The 25098-nt window shown below is 63.1% G+C and carries 23 protein-coding genes; 7 read left to right on the forward strand and 16 right to left on the reverse strand.

The annotated features are described in order from the left end of the window. Positions 1–10: 10 nt before the first annotated feature. The 9 genes from CQ14_RS12775 to CQ14_RS12815 all read right to left on the reverse strand — a co-directional run bounded on the left by CQ14_RS12775 (position 11) and on the right by CQ14_RS12815 (position 9288). A complete protein-coding gene (locus tag CQ14_RS12775) occupies positions 11–850 on the reverse strand; it encodes an SDR family oxidoreductase (protein ID WP_057858238.1) in 840 nt (279 codons plus the stop codon). A gap of 13 nt (positions 851–863) precedes the next feature. Next, entirely contained in the window at positions 864–1625 is a 762-nt protein-coding gene (locus tag CQ14_RS12780; RefSeq protein ID WP_057858239.1) for an SDR family NAD(P)-dependent oxidoreductase, read from the reverse strand. Next, positions 1622–2470, reverse strand: coding sequence for a sugar phosphate isomerase/epimerase family protein (locus CQ14_RS12785; RefSeq protein ID WP_156434936.1), 849 nt, complete (start codon positions 2468–2470; stop codon positions 1622–1624). Before CQ14_RS12785 ends, CQ14_RS12780 begins: the two co-directional genes overlap by 4 nt. Beyond that, positions 2467–3228 (reverse strand): SDR family oxidoreductase, encoded by a 762-nt coding sequence (locus CQ14_RS12790; RefSeq protein WP_057858240.1) that lies wholly within the window; start codon positions 3226–3228, stop codon positions 2467–2469. The genes CQ14_RS12785 and CQ14_RS12790 overlap by 4 nt, the downstream gene beginning before the upstream one ends. Continuing rightward, positions 3221–3922 (reverse strand): acylneuraminate cytidylyltransferase family protein, encoded by a 702-nt coding sequence (locus CQ14_RS12795; protein WP_057858241.1) that lies wholly within the window; start codon positions 3920–3922, stop codon positions 3221–3223. The genes CQ14_RS12790 and CQ14_RS12795 overlap by 8 nt, the downstream gene beginning before the upstream one ends. Next, positions 3919–5811 carry an N-acetylneuraminate synthase family protein gene (locus CQ14_RS12800; RefSeq protein ID WP_245320324.1) on the reverse strand — a complete coding sequence of 631 codons (1893 nt, stop codon included), beginning with the start codon at positions 5809–5811 and terminating at the stop codon, positions 3919–3921. Before CQ14_RS12800 ends, CQ14_RS12795 begins: the two co-directional genes overlap by 4 nt. A 35-nt stretch (positions 5812–5846) precedes the next feature. Continuing rightward, positions 5847–6701 (reverse strand): class I SAM-dependent methyltransferase, encoded by an 855-nt coding sequence (locus tag CQ14_RS12805; RefSeq protein ID WP_199805519.1) that lies wholly within the window; start codon positions 6699–6701, stop codon positions 5847–5849. Positions 6702–6724: 23 nt separating this feature from the next. Then, a complete protein-coding gene (locus CQ14_RS12810; RefSeq protein WP_057858258.1) occupies positions 6725–8092 on the reverse strand; it encodes a GHMP family kinase ATP-binding protein in 1368 nt (455 codons plus the stop codon). Positions 8093–8331: 239 nt separating this feature from the next. Beyond that, positions 8332–9288 (reverse strand): NAD-dependent epimerase/dehydratase family protein, encoded by a 957-nt coding sequence (locus CQ14_RS12815; protein ID WP_199805520.1) that lies wholly within the window; start codon positions 9286–9288, stop codon positions 8332–8334. 421 nt (positions 9289–9709) lie between these two features. Between CQ14_RS12815 and CQ14_RS12820 the strand changes: the two genes are divergently transcribed. The 3 genes from CQ14_RS12820 to CQ14_RS12830 are packed head-to-tail and all read left to right on the forward strand — an operon-like array spanning position 9710 to position 12344. Then, on the forward strand, positions 9710–10771 hold the full coding sequence (locus CQ14_RS12820) for a Gfo/Idh/MocA family protein (protein WP_057858245.1): 1062 nt from the start codon (positions 9710–9712) through the stop codon (positions 10769–10771). After that, complete coding sequence (locus tag CQ14_RS12825; protein ID WP_057858246.1) at positions 10768–11235, forward strand: acyltransferase; 468 nt, start codon at positions 10768–10770, stop codon at positions 11233–11235. Before CQ14_RS12820 ends, CQ14_RS12825 begins: the two co-directional genes overlap by 4 nt. 11 nt (positions 11236–11246) lie before the next feature. Beyond that, entirely contained in the window at positions 11247–12344 is a 1098-nt protein-coding gene (locus CQ14_RS12830) for a DegT/DnrJ/EryC1/StrS family aminotransferase (RefSeq protein ID WP_057858247.1), read from the forward strand. Between the two features lie 503 nt (positions 12345–12847). Here CQ14_RS12830 and CQ14_RS12835 read toward each other — a convergent pair. Next, the gene (locus tag CQ14_RS12835) at positions 12848–14077 is read right to left on the reverse strand and encodes a phenylacetate--CoA ligase family protein (protein WP_057858248.1); all 1230 of its coding nucleotides are present in this window, start codon (positions 14075–14077) and stop codon (positions 12848–12850) included. Between the two features lie 89 nt (positions 14078–14166). Here CQ14_RS12835 and CQ14_RS12840 point away from each other — a divergent pair, with 89 nt between their 5' ends. Further along, entirely contained in the window at positions 14167–15327 is a 1161-nt protein-coding gene (locus CQ14_RS12840) for an AGE family epimerase/isomerase (protein ID WP_057858249.1), read from the forward strand. Positions 15328–15341: 14 nt separating this feature from the next. On the opposite strand, the gene CQ14_RS12845 is transcribed toward CQ14_RS12840, so the two are convergent. The 6 genes from CQ14_RS12845 to CQ14_RS12870 all read right to left on the reverse strand — a co-directional run bounded on the left by CQ14_RS12845 (position 15342) and on the right by CQ14_RS12870 (position 22607). Continuing rightward, a complete protein-coding gene (locus CQ14_RS12845; RefSeq protein WP_057858250.1) occupies positions 15342–16181 on the reverse strand; it encodes an ABC transporter ATP-binding protein in 840 nt (279 codons plus the stop codon). A gap of 154 nt (positions 16182–16335) precedes the next feature. Beyond that, the gene (locus tag CQ14_RS12850) at positions 16336–17616 is read right to left on the reverse strand and encodes an ABC transporter substrate-binding protein (RefSeq protein WP_057858259.1); all 1281 of its coding nucleotides are present in this window, start codon (positions 17614–17616) and stop codon (positions 16336–16338) included. Positions 17617–17673: 57 nt separating this feature from the next. After that, positions 17674–18747 (reverse strand): branched-chain amino acid ABC transporter permease, encoded by a 1074-nt coding sequence (locus tag CQ14_RS12855; protein WP_057858251.1) that lies wholly within the window; start codon positions 18745–18747, stop codon positions 17674–17676. 2 nt (positions 18748–18749) lie between these two features. Continuing rightward, entirely contained in the window at positions 18750–19643 is an 894-nt protein-coding gene (locus CQ14_RS12860) for a branched-chain amino acid ABC transporter permease (protein WP_057858252.1), read from the reverse strand. Between the two features lie 214 nt (positions 19644–19857). Continuing rightward, the gene (locus CQ14_RS12865) at positions 19858–21789 is read right to left on the reverse strand and encodes a long-chain fatty acid--CoA ligase (RefSeq protein ID WP_057858260.1); all 1932 of its coding nucleotides are present in this window, start codon (positions 21787–21789) and stop codon (positions 19858–19860) included. Further along, the gene (locus CQ14_RS12870; RefSeq protein ID WP_057858253.1) at positions 21786–22607 is read right to left on the reverse strand and encodes an ABC transporter ATP-binding protein; all 822 of its coding nucleotides are present in this window, start codon (positions 22605–22607) and stop codon (positions 21786–21788) included. Before CQ14_RS12870 ends, CQ14_RS12865 begins: the two co-directional genes overlap by 4 nt. A gap of 291 nt (positions 22608–22898) precedes the next feature. Between CQ14_RS12870 and CQ14_RS12875 the strand changes: the two genes are divergently transcribed. The 3 genes from CQ14_RS12875 to CQ14_RS46145 all read left to right on the forward strand — a co-directional run. After that, the gene (locus CQ14_RS12875; RefSeq protein ID WP_057858254.1) at positions 22899–23573 is read left to right on the forward strand and encodes a Crp/Fnr family transcriptional regulator; all 675 of its coding nucleotides are present in this window, start codon (positions 22899–22901) and stop codon (positions 23571–23573) included. A gap of 180 nt (positions 23574–23753) precedes the next feature. Further along, positions 23754–24908: an aromatic ring-hydroxylating oxygenase subunit alpha gene (locus CQ14_RS12880; protein WP_057858255.1), complete on the forward strand. Its 1155-nt coding sequence runs from the start codon at positions 23754–23756 to the stop codon at positions 24906–24908. An 82-nt stretch (positions 24909–24990) separates the two neighbouring features. Beyond that, a partial coding sequence (locus tag CQ14_RS46145; protein WP_245320325.1) for a GDP-mannose 4,6-dehydratase occupies positions 24991–25098 on the forward strand: 108 nt, incomplete at its 3' end.

Below are 25098 nucleotides of genomic sequence, written 5' to 3' on the forward strand. Positions count from 1 at the left end.
CCGACGCGCATCACCATACGCTTCGCCCGCCGTCCATGACCAAGTTCTGGCCGGTCATGTAGCTCGAGGCGTCCGAGCAGAGGAACTGGACGGCCGCGCAATATTCATCGACCCGGGCCATCCGGCCCATCGGGATCAGCCGCGTCAGGCGTTCGACGAAGGCGGGGTCCTGATTGTTGAAGACGCCACCGGGCGAGATCGCGTTGACGCGAACGCCCTGGTCTGCCCAGTAGGTCGCGAGATATTTAGTCAAACCGATCAGGCCATGCTTGATGACGGAATAGGTCACGGGCTTCACCGGCTGCTCTTCGTCGCGCGTGATGTTGGGCTGCCGGTAGAGCCGCTGATCCGGCGCGATCACGCCGAGGTCCGAGGCGATGTTGAGGATCACGCCGCGGCCGCGCCGGGCCATCGCGCCGCCGAACACCTGCGAGCACAGCATCGCACCCGTCAATCCCACCGCGATCTCGGTCTGCCATTGTGGAACCGGAAAGGCTTCGAAACGCGACGAATGCATGACGCCGGGAGTGGAGGTGACCTTTGGATCGATCGCGGCGTTGTTGACGAGGATATCGACGGCGATGCCGCGGCCGGCGAGATCATCGCCGGCCGCGGCAACCGAAGCTTGCGACGTCACGTCGATGGCGGCGGCAACAAGATCGGCCGCGGGCGCGATTTCCTTCACGGCCGCAATGGTCGCATCAGCCTGCGCCAGTCCGACGTCGCTGACCACCACGCGCGCGCCGGCATCGACCAGCGCGGCGACGTGCTGACGCCCCAGCAAACCACCGGCGCCGGTGACGAGCGCGGTTCGTCCGGTGAGGTCATATCGAGCGGGGGGGGCGGTCATGGAGCGCTCCTGTTCAAGCACGCAATTGTCCGCCGTCGGCCACGATCACGGTGCCCGTGATGAATGCGGCGCGGGGAGAGCCGAGAAACGCGACGATGTCCGCGACCTCTTCGGGTTTGCCCAGGCGGCGCAGCGGCACCTCGCGAATCAGCATCTCATCCACGGCGGTCTTGTTTTCGGCAATCTTGCGCGCCCAGGTCCCGTCGGCTGCGAGAATGTTGCCGGGCGCAACGGCGTTGATCCGGATGCCTTCGAGCGCCAGCGGCCGGGCGAGGCCGCGCACGGTCGCGTTCAAGGCCGCCTTCGCCGCCGAATAGGTCACCGGCGCGCCGAGCGCGGCAAGCCCGCAGATCGAGGACACGCAAACGATCGCACGGTCGCCGCTGCCGCGGTTCATCAGCGGGCGTGCCGCTTCGATCGTGTTGGTGGCGGCGAATAGGTTGATGTCCATCACCCGCGACCATTCGGTCGCGGTTTCCTTGCCCGGCGGCACGGAAGCGCCGCTGCCGACGTTGCAGACGAGGATGTCGATGTTGCCGTATTGCTTTTCGATCTCGCTCACCAGCGAAAGCGCTGCGGCGGGATCGGTGACGTCAGCGACGTGGAACGAGGCGCCGCGGCCGATTCTGTCGGCGGCCGATTTGATTCCATCGAGACCGCGGGCCGCCAGGGCCACTCTGGCGCCCTCGGCTGCTAGCGTGTCGGCGATTGCAAAACCGATGCCGCGGCTCGCGCCGACGACCAATGCGACCCGCCCCTCGATATCGAGTTTCATCGCCTTGCATCCTCGATCCAGCGAACGGTCATGTCGCGATACTTTGCCAGTACGCCGGCATGGTCGCCGTCGGCAGCGCGCGCGGTTTGCAGGACGTATTGCCCGCGATAGCCGGATTGCTCGATCAGCCGGATGGTTTTGGCGAGGTCCGCTGCCCCTGTTCCAAGCGGCACCGTGGTGCCGCCGAGCAGCCGGTCCTTGACATGGACATTGAGAATGCGCGGCGCATAGGCTGGAACCTCCTCGGCCGGGTCATGGCCGAGGGCGGCGCTGTTGCCGCTGTCGTAGTTGATGCCGAACACCTCGCGCGGGAATTTGTCGATGAACTGCGCGAGCGGGGCAGGGGGCAGATCGGATTCGAAGACGATCTTGACGCGCTGCCTCGACAGCGAGGCGGCGCGCTCGAGCAGAACGCGCAGCAAGGTCTCGGTCTGCGCGGTGCTCTCGATCCTGCCATTGTCGACCAGCGGAATGACGACGAATTCGATGCCGAGGGTCGCACAGGAGCTGAGCACCAGATCGAGATCGGCCACCAGCGATTTCTGCGTCTCGCCCTCGGCCTTCCAGTACGGCGCCTGCATGAAGCAATCGCCGGTCAGGCTTGCGGTTCTGAGCGCGTGGCGGCGCGACAGTTCGAGAATGTCTTTCTGCCCAGCAGCGGTGTTGAGCGGATTCTCGCGCAAGCGATCCTGGTCGATGGTCCATTCGATCCGGGTCAGGCCGAGCGCGTGGGCGCGGGGGAATTCCTCGCGCCATTCGTTCCACGGGAAGGCCTGGATCTTGCCGTCGACCATCGCCGACAGCCGTCCCTGCATGAAGCCGATGCGTTCGAGCGTCGTGGTCACGGCTTGTCACCTTCGCTGATCGCAAGGCCCTTGGTGGTCCAGCCGCCGTCGACGAACAATTCCTGGCCGGTCACATAGGCCGAAGCGGACGACGCCAGAAAGACGGCGGCGCCGGCGAGGTCGTCCGGGTTGCCCCAGCGACCGAGCATGGTGTGGCGGCGGCGGTCCTCATGCATGTCAGGATCGGCAAAGCTCTTCGCCGTCATCGCTGTCGCGACATAGCCGGGGGCGAGCGCGTTGACGCGAATGCCGTCGCGCGCATAGTCCGCAGCCAGCGCGCGGGTGAGGCCGGCAAGCCCGGCCTTGGCGGCGACATAGCCGGGGTTTCCCGGGAAGCCGCGCACCGAATTGATGCTGGTGACGTTGATGATCGAGCCGCCGTCGGCATGCTTGAGCAGCGGATAGGCCGCAAGGATCGTCGCATAGACGCCGCTGAGATCGACGGCCAGCGTGTCACGAAATCTTTGGAGCTCGTTCGTCGCGGAGGCTGGGAGGCTGATGCCCGCGGCATTGACCAGGATGTCGAGCCGTTCCCCGGTCTTCGCCAGATTGTCGAATACGGACTGGATGGCCGCATCATCGGCGAGATCGCACTTGAGCGCGGTAATGTGCGAGGGCGCCGTGCCGGTCCGGCTGAGGCCGAATACTTTTGCGCCGCTTGCCTGCAGGCCGCTCGCGATGGCCGCGCCGATGCCGCGCGAGGCGCCGGTGACGACGGCGGTCTTGCCTTCGAGCGAAAAGGCTGCCGGACTATGCATAGCCGTAGCTGCGCATGATGGCCGCACAAAGCTTGATGTCTTCCGGGCGGTCGATCTGGAACATTTTGTGGCGCTCCATCACATGCATTCCGATCTTGCCGCCGAGCCGGTTGTTATGTTCGCGCAGCAGCGAGGGAATTAGAACGTAGAACGAGCCGTTCTCCAAATAACGCTTCTCGATCTGCTGCCGCATTCGCCGGTTGCGGAAATCATAGTTGATCGGCTCGGGTCCGTCGGCGCCGACGCGCCAGTTGAAATAATCCTCGACCTCGCAGACCGAGAGCAGGCTGTCGAGCTCTTCACGCTCGAACGTCGCGAGCGCCTGTTCGATGTCGCTGGATTCGCGGATCGGCGAGGTCGCCTGCAACGCGACGACGCGTCCGAACGGGCCCTGCTTTGCCTCAAGCTGTTCCAGCGCGTGGAGCCAGGCCGATTCCGACGACGCCAGATCGCCGGAGATGTCGTCGGGGCGCCGGACGCAGACCGCGCCGGCAGCTTCCGCAGCTGCCAGGATCTGGTCGCTGTCGGAAGACACCGCGACGACGTCGACGCCATCAGCCGCGGCCGCCTGCATGACGGTCCAGGCAATCAGCGGCTTGCCGCAGAGGTCAATCAGGTTCTTGTGCGGGATTCCCTTCGAGCCGCCGCGCGCGGCGATGACGGCCAGCGTTCGCCCCGACGTGCGCCTTGTCATATCCGGCCCTCGAGGCGCTCGAGTGCTGTCCAGAATCCTTCGCCCATGTTCTTGTGGCCCTGCCAGATCTCGGGGATGAACGAGGCACCGGGCGCGTGCTTGCGCAGCACGGCGCCGATCGCATCGAAATCGATCTCGCCTTCGCCGATCTGCAGGCCTTCGCCGTCGAGACCCTTGGCGTCGCCGAAGTGGAGGTGGGCGGTATGCGGGCCGAGCTGCGCGAGGCCTTCGCCGAAATCGAAGCCAAAATGATTGGCGGCAAGCTTGGTGTGGGAGATATCGACGCACATCCGCAAGTCATGCTTGGCGCAGAAGGCGGCCGACTCCTCCGGAAAGATGAAGATATTCTGGTGACGCTGTCCGCCGAAATGCCAGGGGAACGGCGCCATGGTCTGCGGAATCAGCTCGACGCCGTCCATGTCGAGTTCCTTCAGGCTCGCGGCGAAGATGCGGTAGCACTCTGCTTTCCGCTCCGGCGACAGCGGCTCGTCCATGGTAAAGCCGCCGATATTGGCGACGATCGGCGGGCGCTTTGTCTTGGGAAAGAACTTCTTCAATCCGCGCGTGATGTCGATGACGGCCTGGGTCTGTTCCAGCGAATAGCGGCGCAGGACTTCGTCCGGCGTCGCCAGATCCATCAGCTTGCTGCCTGCAAAAAGCTCAGGCGCGTGCACCACAAAGCCGAGATCGTAGGTGCCGGACAGATAGGCGGCGGGATCGCGCTCCATGTCGCTGTAGCTGAGATGGAATTCGATGATGTCGGGCTGGCAGATTTCCAGGAATCTTTCGGTATCGTGATAGCGGACCGGTACGCCCCAGGGCCGGTCGAAACGATAGCGGCGCGCGGTGGCGGCGCCGTTGTCGAGGTCGCTCTGGAAGAAGTAATCGTCCTTCGCCATCGCGCGGTTGAGCGGGCGGCCGATCAGCGCCGGCATTTTCAGCGGCGACAGGCCCTGGCCCGGGCTCTTCACTGCGATGTCGCTCTCGGCGACGACGGTGCCGGCCGGAATGTCGCGCGCGGCCACCAGGCTCTTGGCGAGGTTCTCGCGGTTGATCAGTTCGCCCTGGCTGAGCGCGCGTTCGGCGAGCTTCTTGCCGCGCGCGGCCTCGACTTCGCGAATGCCCGAAACGAGCGCCTTGAACTCTTCCGGCTCCAGGCTCGCCGCGTGATCCGGACCTTCCATCTCGCGATCGAGCGTGATGTGCCGCTCGATCAGGACCGCGCCCATCGCGACCGCGCCGATCGAAACCGCGATCCCGCGCTCGTGGCCGGAATAGCCGACGAGGGGATGAATTTCCCGCAGCGTTTCCATGAAGCGCAGATGAATGTTGTGAAGCGCGGCAGGATAGGTGCTCTGGCAATGCAGCAGCACGTATGGCGCCGAGCGGTCGTCGAGAAATTTCGCGGCAGCCCGGATTTCATCCGACGTGCTCATGCCGGTCGAGACGATCAGCGCCTTGCCGGTCGCGGCAAGCTTCGCCAGCAGCGGCAGGTTGGTCAGATCGGCGGAGGCGACCTTGTAGGCCTGAACGCCGAAGGTCTCCAGCGTCGCCACGCTCGACGCATCCCAGGGCGTGCAGAGGTACTGGATGTTCTTCGAGGCGCAATAGGCCGCGACGCGGCGCTGCTGTTCGGTCGTCAGTTCGAAACGGCGCAGCAAATCGAGGGTGTATTCGACGGCGAGGTCGTCGTCCTTGCCGGAAAGGCTCGAGGCGCGGTAAACCTCGTCCAGCTTGCGCATCTGGAATTTGGCGCAATCCGCGCCGGCTGCGACCGCGGCGTCGACCAGCGCGATGGCGCGATCGAAATCGCCGTTATGGTTGTTGCCGACTTCCGCGATGATGAAACATGGATGGTCATCTCCGACCAGACGGTCGGCGATCGTCAACGATTGTTTCGGATTATTCTTCCCCGAAGATGCGTTCATTGCGCCGATGCGCCTTCCTTTTGAAACGCTTGGCGCTTTATCGCGTAGACGTTGTGCCCAAGCAGAGAGATGTTCGCAATTTCCAGCATTGCACGAGGAAAATACCGGTAGTCTGCCATGGTCAACGCATGGAAGGCAAACGGCTTCACGTCGAGCTTGCAGCTCGCAAACATTCGCCTCACGTCGCTCATTGCGAAATAGTTGATGTGGTCCGGCGGGATCCAGTGCCGGGCATCTCGCCAGCTCGGCACGATCTGCCGCAGGTCGTCGCGATTTGGAACGATCACGATCGCCAGCCCGCCATCGCGAAGGGTGGCCACGGCATCGGACAACAGGCCCTGGGGATCGAGGACGTGCTCGAGCACGTTGTCGATGACGATGGCATCAGCGGCGCCCGCCGTCTCGCCCTTGAAGAAGTCGTGGACGATGTTGACGCCGTGGTCCTGGCCGAACTTCGACAGTCCGTCCGCCGGCTCATAGCCGACATAGGTATATGGATCGTCCTTCATGATGTAGCCGAGTTCTCCGCGGCCGCATCCGATCTCCACGATGCGTGAACCGGGCTTCAGGTGCTGATGGATCAGGCGTCTGATTTGATGATGGCGGCTGCGGAAGCGCCAGTAGAGCGTGGATATTTCGCCGTGGTCTGCGGTGTCATATCGCGCCGTGGCGGCATATACGAAGCCGCAGCCTGCGCATTTGACGATCTCGTGGTTCGATCCAAGACGTGTAACCGTTCTGAACGGGCTTCGTTTGGAAGATGCGCAGAGCGGGCAGGCATCGCGTGAAATTCGTCCGGCCTCGTCGGCCGGAGCATCGAGCGCAATCGAACGATCGCTCTTGTCTTGCATCATCATATCCGGCCCGTGAGTATTCAGGTCTTGATCCGCGATTTCCAGGTCCGCAGGCCATTTTCCTCGAACGCGATGCGGGAGCAGGACAGGCCTTTCTGCTCCAGCGCCGCAATCAGCGGATAGCGCTGGAACGGTCGGACGAAGAAGATGAAATAGCCGCCGCCGCCGGCGCCGAGCAATTTGCCGCCGACCGCGCCGTTGGCCTTGGCGAGATCATAGATCGCGTCGAGTTCGGTGGAACTGATCAGCGGACTGAGGCGACGTTTGGCGTGCCACGCCTCGTCGATCAGGCGGCCGCATTCCAGAAGCTGGCCGCGCAGCAGATGATGGCGGATTTCGCGCGTCACTTCCTTTTGCTTGGCTGCGGCCGCGACGGCGTCGCTGGTCTCGTGCTGCTGCTTCTGGTCGCGGTGGATCGAGCCGGAATCGTGGTTGGAGCCAGTGTAGCAAAGCACGAGGCTTTCCTCGAGTTCGGCGACGATATTGGCCTCGAGCCGAAGCGGAACGATGGTGTTCTGCTCGGACGAAAACTCCATGTGATTGAAGCCGCCGAACACGGTGGCGTACTGGTCCTGCCAGCCGCCCGGAATGTTCAGCATCAAACGTTCGGCCTGAAACGCCATTTCCGCGATCTCGTGGCGGTCCCACCGGTCGGAGCGGAATTCGTTGAAGCAGCCGATGATGGCGGAGGACACCACCGCGGAGCCGCCGAGGCCGGAGCCGACCGGAAAATCGGCTGAGACGTCGAGATCGAAACCGTAGGCCGGCTGGATCAGGCGGACCACCGATTTGATCAGCGCCAGTTCACCGCCGCTGCCGAGGCCTGCGAGATTGTCGGCTTCGACCGTGCAGCGAAAATCATGCGAGTAGATTCGGATCCGGTTGTCGTTACGCCGGCGCAACGTCGCATGCGCGTACATCGCAATGGTCGCGTTGATGACGGAGCCGCCGTCATTGTCGACGAAATAGTGCGTGAGGTCGGTGCCGCCGCCGGAGAAGCTGATTCGTACCGGCGAGCGCGCACGGGCAAATACTTCGCTCTCCTCGCCGAGATTGAACAGATCGCGGCTGAATACGTCCACCAGGCGGCTGTCGGCATCGAGAATCGGAACGACATGGACCCGCTGGTCGAGCAGCTTGAGGATCTGTTCGCGGGGGGCGCCGGCGCGCGCCCAAACAAAATCGCGGTTGATGCAACTCGCCACCTCGCCCTGGATCGATATTCCCGTCAGCAGCCGCCGGCGGATGTCGCCGTCGGTGACGGCGCCGATCACGCGCCCCTCGGCGTCACGGGCAAACAGAATCCCCAGCTTGTTGGCATTGAGCCGCTGGAATGCCTGCTCGATCGTGTCGCTCTCGGCGATGGTAAGGTGGTTCTTGTCTGGCAATTTGGCGGTCCAAAGCGGCAACCCGGTTCCGGTTTCGGCCCGGAAAGGCCTCTATTTTCCGGTCGTTGATACGGCAGGGGGGCAGATCGCGCAAGGCTTCGATGCCGCTGTGGATTCCAGCTGGACATGCTGTTGCATGGTCATGGAATGACCAGCCTGCGGCACCGTCAGCGCCGCGTTTCACGCGGGCCGGGCAGTGTCGTGTTTGCGCCGCCGGGATCCTGAAGATCGGCGCTTCTTCAGGATGGCTTCCAGCCGATCGACAGCAGCTTTGTCGGAGGTGCGACCAGAGGCTCGCCGATCCGCTCCCAAATCGCGCCCTTGCCGGTGGCCCTGAGTGACAGCTTGATCCAGGTTTGAGGTACCGATATCAGCCAGGGAGCCCGGCCGCAGCTCGCACGGTGGCGTTCGATGAGACGGGCGACCGTGACAGGCGCCGGGTCGGACACGATAAAGGTTTCGCCGCGCGCACGCGGATTGCTGAGCGCGGTTGCGACGGCCGAGTTGAAGTTCTCGATTGACAGCACGGACCTTTGTGCCGATAGCGCCCCGAAGGGGAGCGGAATCGGCAGGCGCGAAATCCGATGGATGGTCGCAAAGTTTCCTTTCTCGCCTTTGCCGTAGATCACGACGGGACGCAGGATCGTAAACGAAATGCCGGCCGCACGTATCGCCTGTTCGGCGGCAAATTTGGACCGCCCATACGCATTGTTCGGCGTCGGAAAATCATCCTCGGTCAGCTCATGATCCGCACAGGAGCCGGACTGGGCGGCGATCGAGGAAATGAACACCAGATGCTTTGGCGCACCGCGCGATAGCGACTGCGCCAGCGCCGACGTCGCGTGATGATTGACGCGGTCATAAAAGTCGTCGCCTGCGTTCTTGTGAGCGATGCCCGCAAGATGAACCACGACATCGCTCCGGTCCAGCAGGGGCTGCCAGTCGAACGGTCGCGAGAGATCCGGTAGCCGAACGGCGGTCACGTTCGGACTGTCGACGGCATTCACGGCTCTCGACGCCGCGATCACCGCGTATCCCTGGGCGACGAGATAGGGAACCAGGTGATGGCCGACGAATCCGTCGGCGCCGGTTACCAGCACCCTGGTCCTTTTGCCGTTGCGGCTGCATTGCAAATCGGAGACCGCGCTCGACTGTGCGCCGGCAGCATCAGGGGCAGGTGAGGGGCCTGAATTCATCAGCCCAAGGCCACCTTTTCGCTGCTGAATTTCCTGTTGCATGAACCTGACAAAACCAGCTCCCACTATAGGCCGGCGAATCATATGAGAGCAACCAAGGGTTGACCCTCGCCGGCGAAAAGCGGCCTCCGACTGCATCAGCAGGGGATACCGCGCCCGGCCGTGTTTGGAAACTGAAATCCCATCGAGCTATTTAACCGGCCCGCCAAGGATTGAATTAACCGGCCCGCCAAGGATTGAAATCCTGCAATTGGTGGGGGCCAGTGCGGCAATGTTGCCCCTCTCGGGGGGGCAACGCCCGCGGACCGGCGAGAGAACCCGGGCCGTGCGGCCGGAGTCGTGGGGGTGTGCCGCCCTGGAGGGTTGGCGGGGGTCGATCAGGCGGCTAACGTCGATTCTGACGGCTAATGGAACAAGGCTCATGATCAGATTCGGCCTGCTCGGATGCGGGCGTATCGCCAAGCGCCACTCGGAACTTCTGGGCGGCAATCATATCGATAGAGCCAGGCTCGTTGCCGTGTGTGACACCGTTCGCAGCCGTGCCGATGCGATCGCGTCGAAGTTCGGTGTTCCGGCGACCTATGACGTGGATGACTTCCTCGCCCGGCAGGATATCGATGCCGTGGCGGTGCTGACGCCGAGCGGGATGCATCCGGCCCATGTCATCGCCTGCGCCCGGGCCGGAAAGCACGTTGTCGTCGAGAAGCCGATGGCGTTGCGGCTGCAGGATGCCGACGACATGGTGCGCGCCTGCGACGCTGCCGGCATCAAGCTGTTCGTCGTCAAGCAGAATCGTTTCAACGTGCCGGTGGTGAAGGCGCGCGAGGCACTGGAGGCCGGCCGCTTCGGCCGCCTGATCCTCGGCACGGTCCGCGTCCGCTGGAGCCGCGACCAGGCCTATTACGACCAGGATGCCTGGCGCGGCACCTGGGCCTATGACGGCGGCGTGCTCTCCAATCAGGCCAGCCACCACATCGACATGCTGGAATGGTTCTTCGGCGATGTCGTCAGCGTTCATGCCCGCGCCGTCACGGCGCTGGCAAAGATCGAAGCCGAGGACACCGCGGTCGCCACGCTGAAATTCCGCAACGGCGCGCTCGGGATCATCGAGGCGACAACGGCCGTGCGTCCGACCGACCTCGAAGGCTCGCTCTCGATCCTCGGCGAGAAGGGAACGGTCGAGATCGCCGGCTTTGCCGTCAACCAGATCCGGCACTGGCGCTTTGTCGAGGAACTTGCGTCCGACAAGGATGTGATCGAGAAGTTCTCAGTCAATCCGCCGAACGTCTACGGCTTCGGCCATCAGGCCTATTATCAGCACGTGATCGACTGTCTGGTGAACCAGCGCTCGGCGCTGGTCGACGGTCTCGAAGGGCGCAAGAGCCTGGAACTGATTTCGGCGCTCTACGAATCGATCGAGACCGGCGCCGAGGTGCCGCTTCGCTTCGCGCCGCGGCTGGGCCGGCTCGGTGTCGCGCCATGAAGGAGCCGGAGATCCATCAGGCTGGTATGCGCGACGTCGAATTCGGCACGGGCGTCAAGATCGTCGAGCCGTGCAATCTCTACGGCTGCAAGATCGGCGACGAATGCTTCGTCGGGCCGTTCACCGAAATCCAGAAAGGCGTCGTGATCGGCGCCCGCACGCGGGTGCAGTCCCATGCCTTCGTCTGCGAACTCGTCACGATCGGCGAAGACTGCTTTGTCGGCCATGGCGTGATGTTCGTGAACGACACGTTTTCGATCGGCGGCCCGGCCCGCGGCAACAAGGAATTGTGGCGCGAGACCGTGATCGGCAACCGCGTCTCGATCGGCTCCAACGCCACCATCATGCCGGTCAGGATCTGCGATGACGTTGTCATCGGCGCAGGCGCCGTCGTGACCAGGGACATCACGACGGCGGGAACCTATGCCGGCAATCCGGCGCGACGGCTGTTGACGGAGAAGTAGGGAAGACATCAATGCCGGTGCCCTTTGCCGATCTGCAATTGCAGTATCAGACCATCAAAAGCGAAATCGACGGCGCGATCGCCGCCGTCATCCGCGACAACGCCTTCATTCGCGGGCCCTACGTCGACGCGTTCGAACGGGAGTTCGCTGCGGCGGTAGACGTCAAGCATTGCGTGTCCTGCGCCAACGGCACCGATGCGCTGTATCTGGCCATGGCCGCGCTGAGGGTTAAGCCAGGCGACGAGGTGATCACCACGGCGCATTCCTGGATCTCCACCTCGGCGATGATCACGCATGCCGGCGGGACCGTGGTGTTTTGCGATACCGATGGCGCGACATTCACGATCGATCCGGCGGCGATCGAGGCCGCGATCACGCCGCGCACCGTCGGCATCATTCCCGTGCATCTGTACGGCCAGCCGGCGGATATGGATGCGATCATGGCGATCGCGCGCAAGCACAAGCTCTGGGTGATCGAGGATTGCGCGCAGGCGCATCTGGCGCGTTACAAGGGCCGGCAGGTCGGAACCTTCGGCGCGGCGGCGACCTATTCGTTCTATCCCGGCAAGAATCTCGGCGCGATGGGCGATGCCGGCGCCATCGTCACCAACGACGGCGCGCTCGCCGAGCACATGACCATGCTGGCGCGGCATGGCGGGCTGGTGAAGCATCAACATCATATCGAAGGCATCAACAGCCGGCTCGACGGCATGCAGGCCGCGATCCTGTCGGCCAAACTGCCGCATCTCGCGGCCTGGACCGAAGCGCGCCAGAACGCGGCTGAGGTCTACAATGCCGGCCTCAACCAGATCGAGGACGTGATCGTGCCTGAGGTCGCGCCGGAGCGCAGCCACGTCTATCACCTCTACACGATCAGGCATCCGCGCCGCGACGCGCTGGCCGCGCACCTGAACGCCAACGGCGTGCAGACCGCGATCAACTATCCGACGGCGCTGCCGTTCCTTGCCGCCTATCAGCGGTTCGGCCATCGTCCCGAGCAATTTCCGAATGCGGCCAGCGATCAGGGAAAAATCCTGTCGCTGCCGATGTTCGCGGAGATCACGTGCAAGCAGCAGGATGAAGTGATCGAACTGGTGCGCAAGTTCTGATGTGCCGGCAGACACGGGATGATCGCACGATCCGAAGTTACATCCCGTTAGACGGCGTCCTTGTCAACAGATGAGCTACGATCATGTTTCTTCAGTGGTTCGCGAAACCGGAACGCTGACCGAGATGTTGGATCAAGGAGCGCGCCACGCATTGGTGGTCAGGTTGCTCGAAAGGCTCAGTGTTGATGTTACCGGTGATGCACCGTGGGACAGTGAGGCTGCACCCAAATGCAGGCTGAAATCGAACGGTTGGGAGCTAATTCCCCGATTCGTTGGGAAAAAGACTTGCTTACTATTCTTGGGAGGCGCGCACGCAATTTGGAGATTCCAGTGCGGTTCCGATCTGCTCCGAGTGTTGAGCGAGTGTCCTCCGATAGAGTTCTATGTGTGTGACGAAAGCGCCAGTTATTTGTTGTGCAGCAATCACCATGATTTCGTTATTGGTTGGGGCGCAGCTTCGGCATGGGTGCAGCAATTAGATAGGACGTAGTCGCGTCGATAGTTCACGAAGTGCGCTCGTCTGATATCGCCTTGCCGTCGTTCGGCAGCGAGCCTGAAGCAACAAGTTCGACTTTGCCGCCGAGCTTGGTTACCGCGCGCAGCGTTGCCGTGAGTTCGTCCTGAAGACTTGCGGCAACCGAAGCCGTCTCCGCCTTTAGCGTCATCAAATCGCTCTCGCCGGATCGCGTGACCACGAGGCGCAGCCGTCCGAGCTCGGGGTGGCGCTTGCCGATCTCGGCGATCTGTTCGGGGCGGACGAACATGCCTTTGACCTTGGTGGTCTGATCGGCGCGGCCCATCCAGCCCTTGATGCGCATGTTGGTGCGCCCGCACGGGCTCGTCCCCGGCAATGTTGCCGTGAGGTCTCCGATTGCGAGGCGGATCCAGGGATGCTGCGGGTCAAGTGAGGTGACGACGATCTCGCCGACGTCGCCGGGCGCGACGGGATCGCCGGTGCCGGGACGCACGATTTCCATGATCAGATCTTCGTTGACCACCATGCCTTCGCGCGCCGGCGTCTCGAACGCTATCAGGCCGAGGTCGGCGGTGCCGAATGCCTGATAGGCATCGATGCCGCGCGACTTCATTTCGTCCTGCAGCGATTTCGGAAACGCCGCGCCGGATACCAGTGCGCGCTTGATCGAGGAGACGTCGCGTCCGGCTGACGCAGCGGCGTCGAGCAATATTTTCAGGAAATCGGGCGTGCCGCTATAGCCGACCGGTCGATAGGCTTCGATCAACTCGAACTGCTGCTCGGCATTGCCGGGGCCGGCTGGAATCACCGCGCAGCCCAATGCCCGCGCCGAGGCGTCGAAAATGAAGCCACCCGGCGTCAGATGGTAGCTGAAGGTGTTGAGCACCACGTCGCCGGGTCGGAAGCCTGCCGCGAACAGCGCCCGTGCGCCGCGCCATGGGTCGGTGTGAACAGGTTCGGGTTCGAAGATCGGCCCCGGCGAGGTAAACAGCCGTCCGAACGACCCCAGAGGTCCCGCGACGAGCCCGCCGAAGGGCGGCGCGGCCTTGTGCAGGGCAGGGAGTTCCGCCTTGCGCAGCACCGGCAGGCGCGCCAGCGCGGCCCGGCTGATCACGGCGGCGGGATCGATGCCTTGCAATCGCTCGGCATAGGCCGGTGCGGCCAGCGCCTTGCGCAGGACATCCGGCAGGCGTGAGAACAACTCGGCCTCGCGTTGGGCCGGCTCGCGCGTTTCGAGGGCGTCGTAGTGGTCGGTCATGACGGATGCCTTAGATTTACATCGATTGCGTGCCGCCTCTGACGTGCTATCAGACGGCTACTACCGGTGTTGATGTTCCAGGGAACGCAATGGCTGAAAGAGATACCGCTGTGGCGGCAGATGCGCTGGATTCGGCCGATATCGTCGCGCGGCTGAAGCTTCGCATGATCGAGCATTGCCTGCCGCTGTGGTCGAGCGAAGGCTGGGACGGCAGAGCGGGCGGCTTTATCGATCGGCTCCACGCCGACGGGCGCGCCGATCCATTGGCGCCGCGGCGGGTTTTCGTGCAGGCGCGCCAGATCTATTGCTATGCCAAGGCGGCGCAGATGGGCTGGTATCCGGAAGGCCGCGCGGTCGCGCTGAAGGGGCTGGAGCACCTTCTGGCGAAGGCGAAAGCACCCGACGGCAAGCCCGGCTTTGTGCACAGGCTGAAGCCTGACGGCACGGTGCTGGACCCCTTGCGCGATTCCTACGACCACGCCTTTATCCTGCTGGCGCTTGCCACCGCCTATGGTCTCGATCGCGATGCGCAGATCCGCGCCGAGATCGATGCGCTGTGCCGCTTCATCGAGACGGAGTTGCGCTCGCCGCATGGCGGGGTTCACGAGGGACTGCCGGTATCGATGCCGCGGCGGCAGAACCCGCAGATGCACCTGTTCGAGGCGATGATCGCCGCGTTCGACGCGACGCACGACCTCGTGTTCCAGAACCGGGCCGGGAGTTTCTTCAGCCTGTTTCTGGCCAATCTCTACGACAAGCAGCGGCAGGTGCTGGGCGAATATTTCGAGGAGGACTGGTCGAAAATCGAGCCGGTCAGCGTCGAGCCCGGGCATCAGGCGGAATGGGCCTGGCTGCTGAAGGGTTTTGAACGCATCACGGGCTGCCCCACGGGGCGCTACCGCGGCGAGTTGCTGGCATCGGCGCTGCGTTATCGCGACGAGGCGACCGGTTGTCTCGTCGACGAGGGCGACGCCAATGGCAAGATCAGGCGGCATACGCGGCGGCTGTGGCCGCAGACCGAAATCGCCAAGGCGTGGATCGCGCAGGCCGAAGCCGGCGAGGCGGGCGCGGCCGATGAAGCGCGCGCGGCGCTGGCGCGGCTCGAACGGCATTATCTCAGCCACCCTGTCGCCGGCGGCTGGTACGACCAGTTCGACCGCGACGGCAATTCGCTGGTTGCTACGATCCCGGCGTCCTCGTTCTATCACGTGCTTTGTGCGGTCGCGGAAGCGGAGCAGGTGATCGGCTAGCTGATGGATGGCGCTCACAGCCACCGCTTTCGCCGCTTGAAGCTCTTCAGGTTCTTGAAGCTCTTGCGCTGGTCGCCGGCGCCGCCGAGATAGAATTCCTTGACGTCCTCGTTGTCGCGCAATTCGTCGGCCGTGCCGTCGAGCACCACCTTGCCCTGTTCCATGATGTAGCCGTGGCTCGCGACCGATAGCGCTGCGCGTGCATTCTGCTCCACCAGCAGGATGGTGACGCCGAGATCGCGGTTGATCTCCTTGATGATGGAAAACACTTCCTTGACCAGGAGCGGGGAGAGGCCCATCGACGGCTCGTCCATCAGGATCATTTTCGGGCGCGCCATCAGCGCGCGGCCGATCGCCAGCATCTGCTGTTCGCCGCCGGAGAGGTAGCCGGCAAGACCGGTGCGCTCCTTCAGCCGCGGGAAATATCTGAACACCATGTCGATGTCGTCGGCGACCTCGTTGTCGGTACGGGTGAAGGCGCCGAGCTTGAGATTTTCGATCGACGTCATGTCCGCGATGATGCGGCGTCCCTCCATCACCTGGAAGATGCCGCGGCGGACGATCTTGTCGGGATCGATGCCGTTGATGCGCTCGCCGTCGAAGACGATCTCGCCGCGGATCACTTCGCCGTCCTCGGTCTTGAGCAGGCCCGAGATCGCCTTCAGCGTCGTCGACTTGCCGGCGCCGTTGGCGCCGAGCAGCGCCACGATCGCGCCCTTCGGCACTTCGAGGCTGAGCCCCCGCAGCACCAGGATGACCTTGTCGTAGACCACCTCGATGTTGCGGACGCTGAGGAGCGGGACGGTTTGCACGGTGGTTTTCGCGGGACGATTGAGTTCGGTTGCTTCAGTCATGTCCGATCACCTCTTGCCGTCATCACCCGCGAAATGCGGGTGATCCAGTATTCCAGAGGCGCCTGTGCTCAATCGAGAAGCCGCGGCGTACTGGATCCCCGCTTTCGCGGGGATGACGGGGAGTGTTGGGGTTGCCCGGAGGCAACCCATGAAATTACCAGCCGAGCCAATCGGGTTTGCGCGGCAGGTCGATCGTCTTCACCTTTTCCATCTTGATGCCGCCGTTCTTGACGAGATCGTTGAGCGGGGCGTCGGTCGCGCCGGCGACCTTCATGCGATAGAGATCGACCTTGAGCGTGCCGCGGTGATCGGTCTCGGTGAAGGTCGAGGGGTTGCAGATGCCTTCGCCGCCGGCGGGCACCCAATCCTTCTTCTGGTAGAAGCCCTTCTTGACGTTCTCGCCGGTGGCGCCGCCGTTCTTGGCGGCCCATTCGACGGCTTCCTTCATGTAGAGCGCGGTGCAGACGCCGGCGATGTAATGCACGGGACGGTAGGCTGTGCCGGCCGTATCGGACATCTTGGAGATTTCCGTAAAGGTCTTCATGCCGGGCGCATTGCCACCCCATGCCACCGCGGTGCGCAGCGGGAACACCACGCCGTCAGCGGCTGCGCCGGCGGCCTTGGCGGCGTTCTCGTCCATGCCCCAGACATTGCCGAGGAACTGCACGTCGACGCCGGCGGCCTTGCAGGCGTTGAGCACGGAGATGTTCGAGCCGGCGGTATTGCCGAGATAGGCGTAGTTGGCGCCCGAGCTCTTCAGCGTCAGGCACTGCGCGCTGTAGTCGCCGGGCGTCAATGCGAACACGATCGGAGGCAGGGTCTCGAAGCCGAGTTCGGCGGCAATCGCTTCACCGGCCGCCTTCGGCGCGTTCGGATAGGGGTGGTTGGCACCCATATGGACGTATTTCGGCTTGCCAGGCTTGCCCTTGGTCTTCCAGTCCTCGGCTGCCCAGGTCAGCATGCCGCGAAGCGCGTCCGAATAGCTCGGGCCATAGAAGAAGTTGTAGGGCGCGGGCTTGGCCTTGCCGCCGGCGCCGGTCGGATCGGAGAGCGCCGCGGCGTAAGATGCCGAAATATCGGGGATCTTGTCCTGGGCCAGGAATCCCGTCAGCGCCTCGGTGTCGGCGGTGCCCCAGCCGAGAATGGCGGAGACCTTGTCGGCGCCCGACCATTTCTTGTACTGGGCGATGGCGCGCGGCACCTGGTAACCGTAATCGACGGTGTCGACATTGACCTTGGCGCCGCCGATGCCGCCGTTCTTGTTGATCCAGGCATACGTGTCCGCGACACCCTGTCCGAACGGCGTTCCGACGTCCGAAGTGGGCCCCGAATAGTCGGTGAGGTGCCCCAGCGCAATCGGCGCCTGGGCCGATGCCGCGGTAGAACCCACCAGCAAAGCGAGCGAGGCTGTGCTCAATAGAGTCTTCATCGTCATGGACATAGTCCTCCAGTTGCTTCTCGAGGTCTTCTCGTTGTTGGTCCCGTTCCGACCTCAATGCGAGAACGGGTAGAGTTTCCAGTATGCCTTGATCTGCCGCCATCGATGCGCCAATCCATCCGGCTCGAACACCAGAAAGACGATGATGATCACGCCGATGGCCATTTCGCGCAGGAAGGCGATGTTGTTCTTCAGTCCAAGGAATTGATCGATCGGGCTGTCGCGCAGCGCGACGCTCAGCCATTCCATCGATTCCGGCAGCAGCACCATGAAGGCCGTGCCCATCAGCGTGCCCATGATCGACCCGAGTCCGCCGATGATGATCATCGCGAGGAAGATGATCGAGCGATCGATGCCGAAACCTTCGTTGGAGACCACCTGATTGTAATGCGCATAGAGCGCGCCGCCGACGCCGGCAAAGAAGGCGGCGAGGCCGAACGACAGCGTCCGGTATTTTGTCAGGTTGATGCCCATGATCTCGGCGGACAGATAATGGTCGCGCACCGCGACCAGCGCACGCCCGTCGCGCGAACGGATCAGGTTCGTCACCAGGAGATAGCAGACCACGACATAGGCCAGCACGACGTAGAAGTACTGCTTGTCGCCGCGCAGCATGTAGCCGAAGATCGAGAACGGCTCGGCGCTGGCGGGTACGCTGCCGCCGGTGAACCATTCGGCGCGTGCAAAGAAGTCGAGCAGGATGTACTGCGCGGCCAGCGTCGCGATTGCGAGATAAAGCCCCTTCAGCCGCGCGGCGGGCAGGCCGAAGATCAGGCCGACGGCTGCAGTGACGACGCCCGCGAGCGGAATGCAGAAGAAGACGGGTATGCCGAACCGGTTCGAGAGATAGGCCGACGTGAACGCGCCGAAGCCGAAGAAGGCGGCGTGGCCGATCGAGATCTGGCCGGTGAAGCCGACGACGATGTTGAGCCCGAGCGCGGCGATGCCGAAGATGCCGATCTGGATCAGCAGGCTGAGGACGTAAGCGCTGACGACATGGGGCGCAAAGCAGATCAGGACGATGCCAAGGATCATCGCGTTGCGGCTGGTCGTGGTCGGAAACACGGTGGTATCCGCCGCGTAGCTGGTGCGGAAATCGCCGGCGGGAATGAGGGTTTGACCAGCCATAATTACACCCGCTCGATGTCTTTGGTGCCGAACAGGCCGTACGGCTTGATCATGAGAATAATGATCAGCGCATAGAACGGTGCGATCTCGTAGAGATTGCCCCAGTGCAGATATTCGCTGTCGAGAAAGTGCGCGACGTTTTCCAATAGCCCGATGATGATGCCACCGAGCACCGCGCCGCCGACACTGTCGAGGCCGCCGAGGATCGCGGCCGGAAACACCTTCACGCCATAGGCGGAGAGGCCGGCCGAGACGCCGTTGACGACGGCGACGACCACGCCCGCGACGGCGGAGACGGTGGCCGAGATCGCCCAGGCCATCGCGAACACGCTTTTGACGGAAATGCCGAGCGATTGCGCGACCTGTTGGTTGAAGGCGGTGGCGCGCATCGCGAGACCGTATTTGGAGAGGCGAAAGAACCACGCCATGCCCACCATCATCGCCACCGAGACCGCAAGGCTCATCAGATAGACGGTCTGCACCTGCAATCCGAGGATATTGATGTTCTGAGTCTGGAAGATGCGCGGGAACGGCTGCAGATTGACGCCGAACATCCACTTCATCAGCGCTGAAAACACCGTCGACAGCGCGATCGTCACCATGATCACGGAAATGATCGGCTCGCCGATCATCGGCCGCAGGATGACGATCTGGATGGCTATGCCGAACAGGAACATGAACACCAGCGTGATCGGCATGCCCAGATAGAACGGCACCTGATATTTGGTGAGCAGCCACCAGCACACCCAGGCGCCGACCAGCAGCAGTTCGCCTTGCGCGAAGTTCACGACCTGGGTTGCCTTGTAGATCAGCACGAACGACATCGCGACCACGCCGTAGAGCGTGCCGACCACGAGGCCGTTGACCAGGAGCTGGATCAGGAGCTGGGTGTTCATGCGTTACAACGGGCGTGAGTTGCGGGGTTCTTTCCCTCTCCCCTTGTGGGAGAGGGTGGCTTCGCGAAGCGAAGACGGGTGAGGGGTTGTCTCCGCATGCGCAATTGTGGAGAGAGACCCCTCACCAAAGTGAGTTCGTGACGACCGGTGGTGTAGCCCTCTCCCACAAGGGGAGAGGGCGCATCAACTGGCACCGCGCAGTGTTGTTGCGCCATCATTCCGCGGCCTCCGCTATCGGCACAGGTCCGCCGAGATCGACCACCCGGAGCGTGGTGCGGATGCGCTGGGTGGTGCCGTCCTGGAAGCGGATCACGGTGTCGACCGGGATGTCGTGCTTGCCGGCATAGATCGCGTCGATGATATCTGCGTATTTCTCGTTGATGACGCTGCGGCGGACCTTTCGGGTGCGCGTCAGCTCGCCGTCATCGGCGTCGAGCTCCTTGTAGAGCAGCAGGAAGCGGGAGATGCGCTGCGCCGGCGGCAGCGTCGCGTTGACGCTCTCGACCTCCTTGCGCAATAGCGCATAGACTTCGGGGCGCGAGGAGAGGTCGGTATAGGTCGTGAACGAGATGCGGTTCTTCTCCGCCCATTTCGAGATGATCGAGTAACGGATGCAGATCATCGCCGCCAGTGTGTCGCGGCCGGCGCCGAGCACGACGGCCTCGGCGATGTAGGGCGAGAATTTCAGCTTGTTCTCGAGATATTGCGGCGAAAAGCGCTCGCCGCGCGAAGTCTCGGCGAGATCCTTGATGCGGTCGATGATGACGAGCTGCCTGTCGCGGTTGTAATAGCCGGCGTCGCCGGAGTGCATCCAGCCGTCCTTGATGTCGGCAACGGAGGCCTCGGGATTTTTGTAGTAGCCCAGGAACATGTTGGGGTGGCGCACGACGATTTCGCCGACGCCGTTGACGTCTGGGTTGTCGACGCGGATTTCGATATCAGAGGCCATCGGCACGCCGGTCGTATCCGGATCGACCTTGCCGGCCGGATGCAGCGTGTAGGCGCCCAACAGCTCGGTCTGGCCGTAGAGCGTGCGCAGCGGCACGCCCATCGCCTGGAAGAACTTGAAGGTATCCGGTCCGAGCGCCGCGCCCCCGGTTGCGGCCGAGCGAAGCCGCGTGAAGCCGAGGCGGTCGCGCAGCGCGCGAAACAGCAACTGATTGGCAAATATCGAATGCTTGCCCTGCGCCAGCGCCGAAAGCCCGCTCTTCATGCCGATGTCGAACAGCTTTTGCTTCAGCGGCGAAGAGTCCATCACGCCGGCACGCACGTCGGCGGCGATTGATTCCCAGAGCCGCGGCGCGAACAGTACGAAGGTCGGCGCGATCTCGCGGAAATCGTGCATCATGGTCTCGGGCTCTTCGACGAAGTTGACCTTCATCCGGCAGATCAGCCCTTTGCCGAGTGCGTAGACCTGTTCCATGATCCAGGGCAGCGGCAGCACCGAGACGTATTCATCGTCCGGCCCCTTCGGATCGAACGCCAGATAGGTCGCGCAATGTTTCAGCACGCGTCCCGCCGCCAGCATCGCCAGCTTGGGATTGGCCGTCGTGCCCGAGGTGGTGCAGAGGATCGCGACATCCTCGCCGCGGGTCTCGTCCACCAGCCGATCGTAAAGACCGGGCTCGCGCGCGGCGCGGTCGCGGCCCATGGTGGCGAGCTTCTCCGCCTCCATCAGGCGCGGATCGTCGTATTTGCGCATGCCGCGCGGATCGGAATAGACGATGTGCTTGAGGTTCGGCGCGCGGTCGGCGAGCACGAGCAGCTTGTCGACCTGCTCCTCGTCCTCGGCGAACACCAGTTTGGCTTCGCCGTAGCTGAGCAGGTAGGCGGCTTCCTCGTCCAGCACGTCGCGGTAAAGGCCAAGGCTCATGGCGCCGATGGCATGCGTTGCGATTTCCGCCGCGACCCAGTCGGGGCGGTTGTCGCCGATAATGCCGATGACGTCGCCGCGCTTGAGACCCAGCTCGACCAGGCCAAGCGCCAAATCATGTGTGCGGGTCTGGTAGTCGCTCCAGGTGAAGATGCGCCACAGCCCGAGGTCCTTTTCACGTAGCGCGATCTCGCCGCCGTGCTCTTTGGCGTTGAGGCGCAACAGCTTCGGAAACGTATCGGCCTTGGCGACGCGTCCGGCGTAATCCATCATGCCGCGCACTCCGGAGCGGCGGGCTTGTCGTCGGGATCGACGAGGACCTCGTCCTCTTCGCCGAGATAGGCGCGCTTCACATGGGGATCGGCGAGCACGGACGCCGGATCGCCCTCGGCGATCTTGCGGCCGAAATCCAGCACCATGACACGGTGGGAGATGTCCATCACCACGCCCATGTCATGCTCGATCATCATCACGGTCATGCCGAACTCTTCATTGAGATCGACGATGTAGCGGGCCATGTCCTCCTTCTCTTCGAAGTTCATGCCGGCCATCGGCTCGTCGAGCAGGATCAGTTGCGGCTCCAACGCCATCGCACGGGCGAGCTCGACACGCTTGCGCAGCCCGTAGGGCAGGGTGCCGGCGGTCGCCTTGCGCACCGACTGCAGGTCGAGGAAGTCGATGATTTCCTCCACCTTGTGGCGATGCTCGAGTTCCTCGCGCCGGGCGCCGGTCAGCCAGTACAGCGAGCCCGTGATGAAGTTGTTCTTCAACAAATGGTGCCGCCCGACCATGATGTTGTCGAGCACGCTCATGTGGTGGAACAGCGCCAGGTTCTGGAAGGTGCGGCCGATGCCAAGCTGTGGCCGCGCGTTCGGATTGAGGCCGGTGATGTCCTTGCCGCGGTAGAACAGTTTGCCTTCGGTCGGCTTGTAGCGGCCGGAAATGCAATTGACGATCGAGGTCTTGCCGGCGCCGTTCGGGCCGATGATCGAGAACAATTCGCCCTCGTTCACGCCGAATGAGACCTCGGTCAGCGCACGGACGCCCCCGAAGCGCAGCGACACCCCGCGCACTTCCAATGTATGAGCCACTCTTCCCTCCAGATGTGGCGCCTGGGCAGCGCTCTTTATATCGTTCGTGATTCTACATCGGCCGTGACCTGCGGGCCATCCGACTAACGATGACGGCCAACGCCGGCTTCGCGCGCGGTAACGCCGCACCCCGCCGCCGCGCCCGCTCGCACGTGCCGAGGTGGCCCTCCTTAGGGCAATGCGGTAGTTTGAAATGTCTTTTGCCTGACAATTCGTCGGGAAATTTCGCCAGCTGTACTCCTGTTGCGGTGCAGCAAGAGAATCGATGGGGACGCGACGGTTGATGCGGTCATGATTGCTGCGGAGTACCTCAAGCGCATCGCGGCCTGGTCGCGTGAACTGAACGAGCGGGAAATCGAGGCCGCGCGTGCCGGCATCGTGGAGAAATCCTATCGCGCCAACGAACACATCTTCATGCGCGGCGATCCCTTCGACTACTGGACCGGCATTGTGACGGGCCTTGCCCGGATGAGTACGGTGTCGAGCGGCGGCAAGGCGGCGACCTTCGCCGGCCTCACGGCCGGCGCCTGGTTCGGCGAGGGCTCGATGCTCAAAAGCGAGCCGCGCCGTTACGACGTGGTCGCCTTGCGGGACACGCGGCTGGCGCTGATGGACCGCGCCACCTTCTTCTGGCTGTTCGAGAACAGCGTTGCGTTCAACCGCTTTCTGGTCCGGCAGCTCAACGAGCGGCTCGGCCAGTTCATCGGGGCGCTGGAACATGGCCGCACGCTCGATGCGACCGGCCGCGTCGCGCGCTCGATCGCCTCGCTGTTCAATCCGATCCTGTATCCGGACCTGACGCGTCATCTGGAGATCACCCAAGAGGAGATTGGTGCCCTGTCAGGCCTGTCCCGGCAGAATGCCAACCAGTGCCTGAAGCGGCTGGAGAAGGAAGGTCTGCTGCGACTGGAATATGGTGGGGTGACGATTCTCGACCCCGAAAAGCTGCGCGATTACGGCGAATGAAATCGGCCTCGACGTCTTCTGAAAATTGATAAAGGGCAACATCCTGCGGGATCGCTCGCGTTGTTGTGTTTACATCGGATACGGTGCCGTATTGAAAACCAAAACTGCAAGTGGTATTGATACGGCGCCGTATCAAAGATGCGTGATCGGTTTCGGACCACAGCCAGGCGGAGGTGTTCAATGAGCAGGCAGGATCAGGTCAACCTGTTGAAGCGGCTGTTGCACTACGTGGAGACCCGGACCACGGCGATGGCTGACAGCCCCTGGCGCAACGAGGTGTCGGCCTACACGGATGCAGAGCGCCTCAAAGAGGAACAGCGGGTTCTGTTTCGCAAGCATCCTCTTGTCATGGGCTTCGGTTCGGACTGGCCCACGCCGGGGAGTTTTAGCACCGACGACTATGCCGGTCTGCCCGTTCTGATCGTGCGGGGACGCGACAGCAAGTTGCGCGCATTCCTGAACGTGTGCCGCCATCGCGGCGCCAAGGTCGCGCAAGGCTGCGGCAAGGCGCGGCTGTTCTCATGCCCCTATCATGCCTGGACCTACGATCTCGCCGGCCAGCTGATGGGCATTCCCGACGAGCGCTGCTTTCCCGACGTGCGCGGCGAGCGCGCATCGCTCGTCGAGCTGCCGCTGTGTGAGAAGCATGGTCTTGTGTGGGTGATCCCGACCGCGGACGGTTCGACGGACTTCGACATCGATCCATGGCTTGGGGGGCTCGCAGACGAACTCGCTTCGTTTGGATTTGCGTCCTGGTCGTTCTACGACCGGCGCGAGATTCCGGAGACCATGAACTGGAAGATTGTCGTTGATACCTTCAACGAGGGCTACCACATCGGCTTCCTGCACCGGGATTCCCTGCGCGACATCCTGCATGGCAACGTGAACGATTTCGAGGCGTTCGGTCTCAATCACCGCCTGACGTTTCCGCGCAGGAAACTCGAGCGGCTCAAGGCCGAGCCCGAGGACAGCTGGGATTTGATGTGGAACACGACGCTGGTCTATTCGCTGTTTCCCAACACGGTTCTGCTCGTGCAGGGCGACCATGTCGAGCTCGCGCGGGTGTTTCCCCGTGACGGACGCACGGACCGCGCCGTCATGGACCTCGGGCTTTACGTGCCGAAGGCGCCGAGCACCGAGGAAGAGCGCATCCATTGGGACAAGAACATGCAGCTCGTTCTCGATGTGGTCACCGGCGAGGATTTCCCGACCGGACGCAGCATCCAGATCGGCCTGACTTCGGGGGCGCAGACGCACACGGTCTACGGCCGCAACGAGCCGGCCATGATCCACTACCATCAGTCGATGCGGACGGCACTCGGCCTAAATGTCTGAAATTGAGCGGCCTTCGGATTAGACTTGGTCTCTGGCGGATGCTATGGCCTGCGCCACGCAGGAAGCTTTCGGCACAGAGACCATGACGGCTCAAAATCCAAATCGGGTGGCGCTGATCACCGGCGTTACCGGCCAGGACGGCGCCTATCTCGCCGAATATCTGCTCGGGCTCGGCTATGAGGTCCACGGC

The organism is Bradyrhizobium lablabi (genome assembly GCF_001440475.1).
Classification (GTDB): domain Bacteria; phylum Pseudomonadota; class Alphaproteobacteria; order Rhizobiales; family Xanthobacteraceae; genus Bradyrhizobium; species Bradyrhizobium lablabi.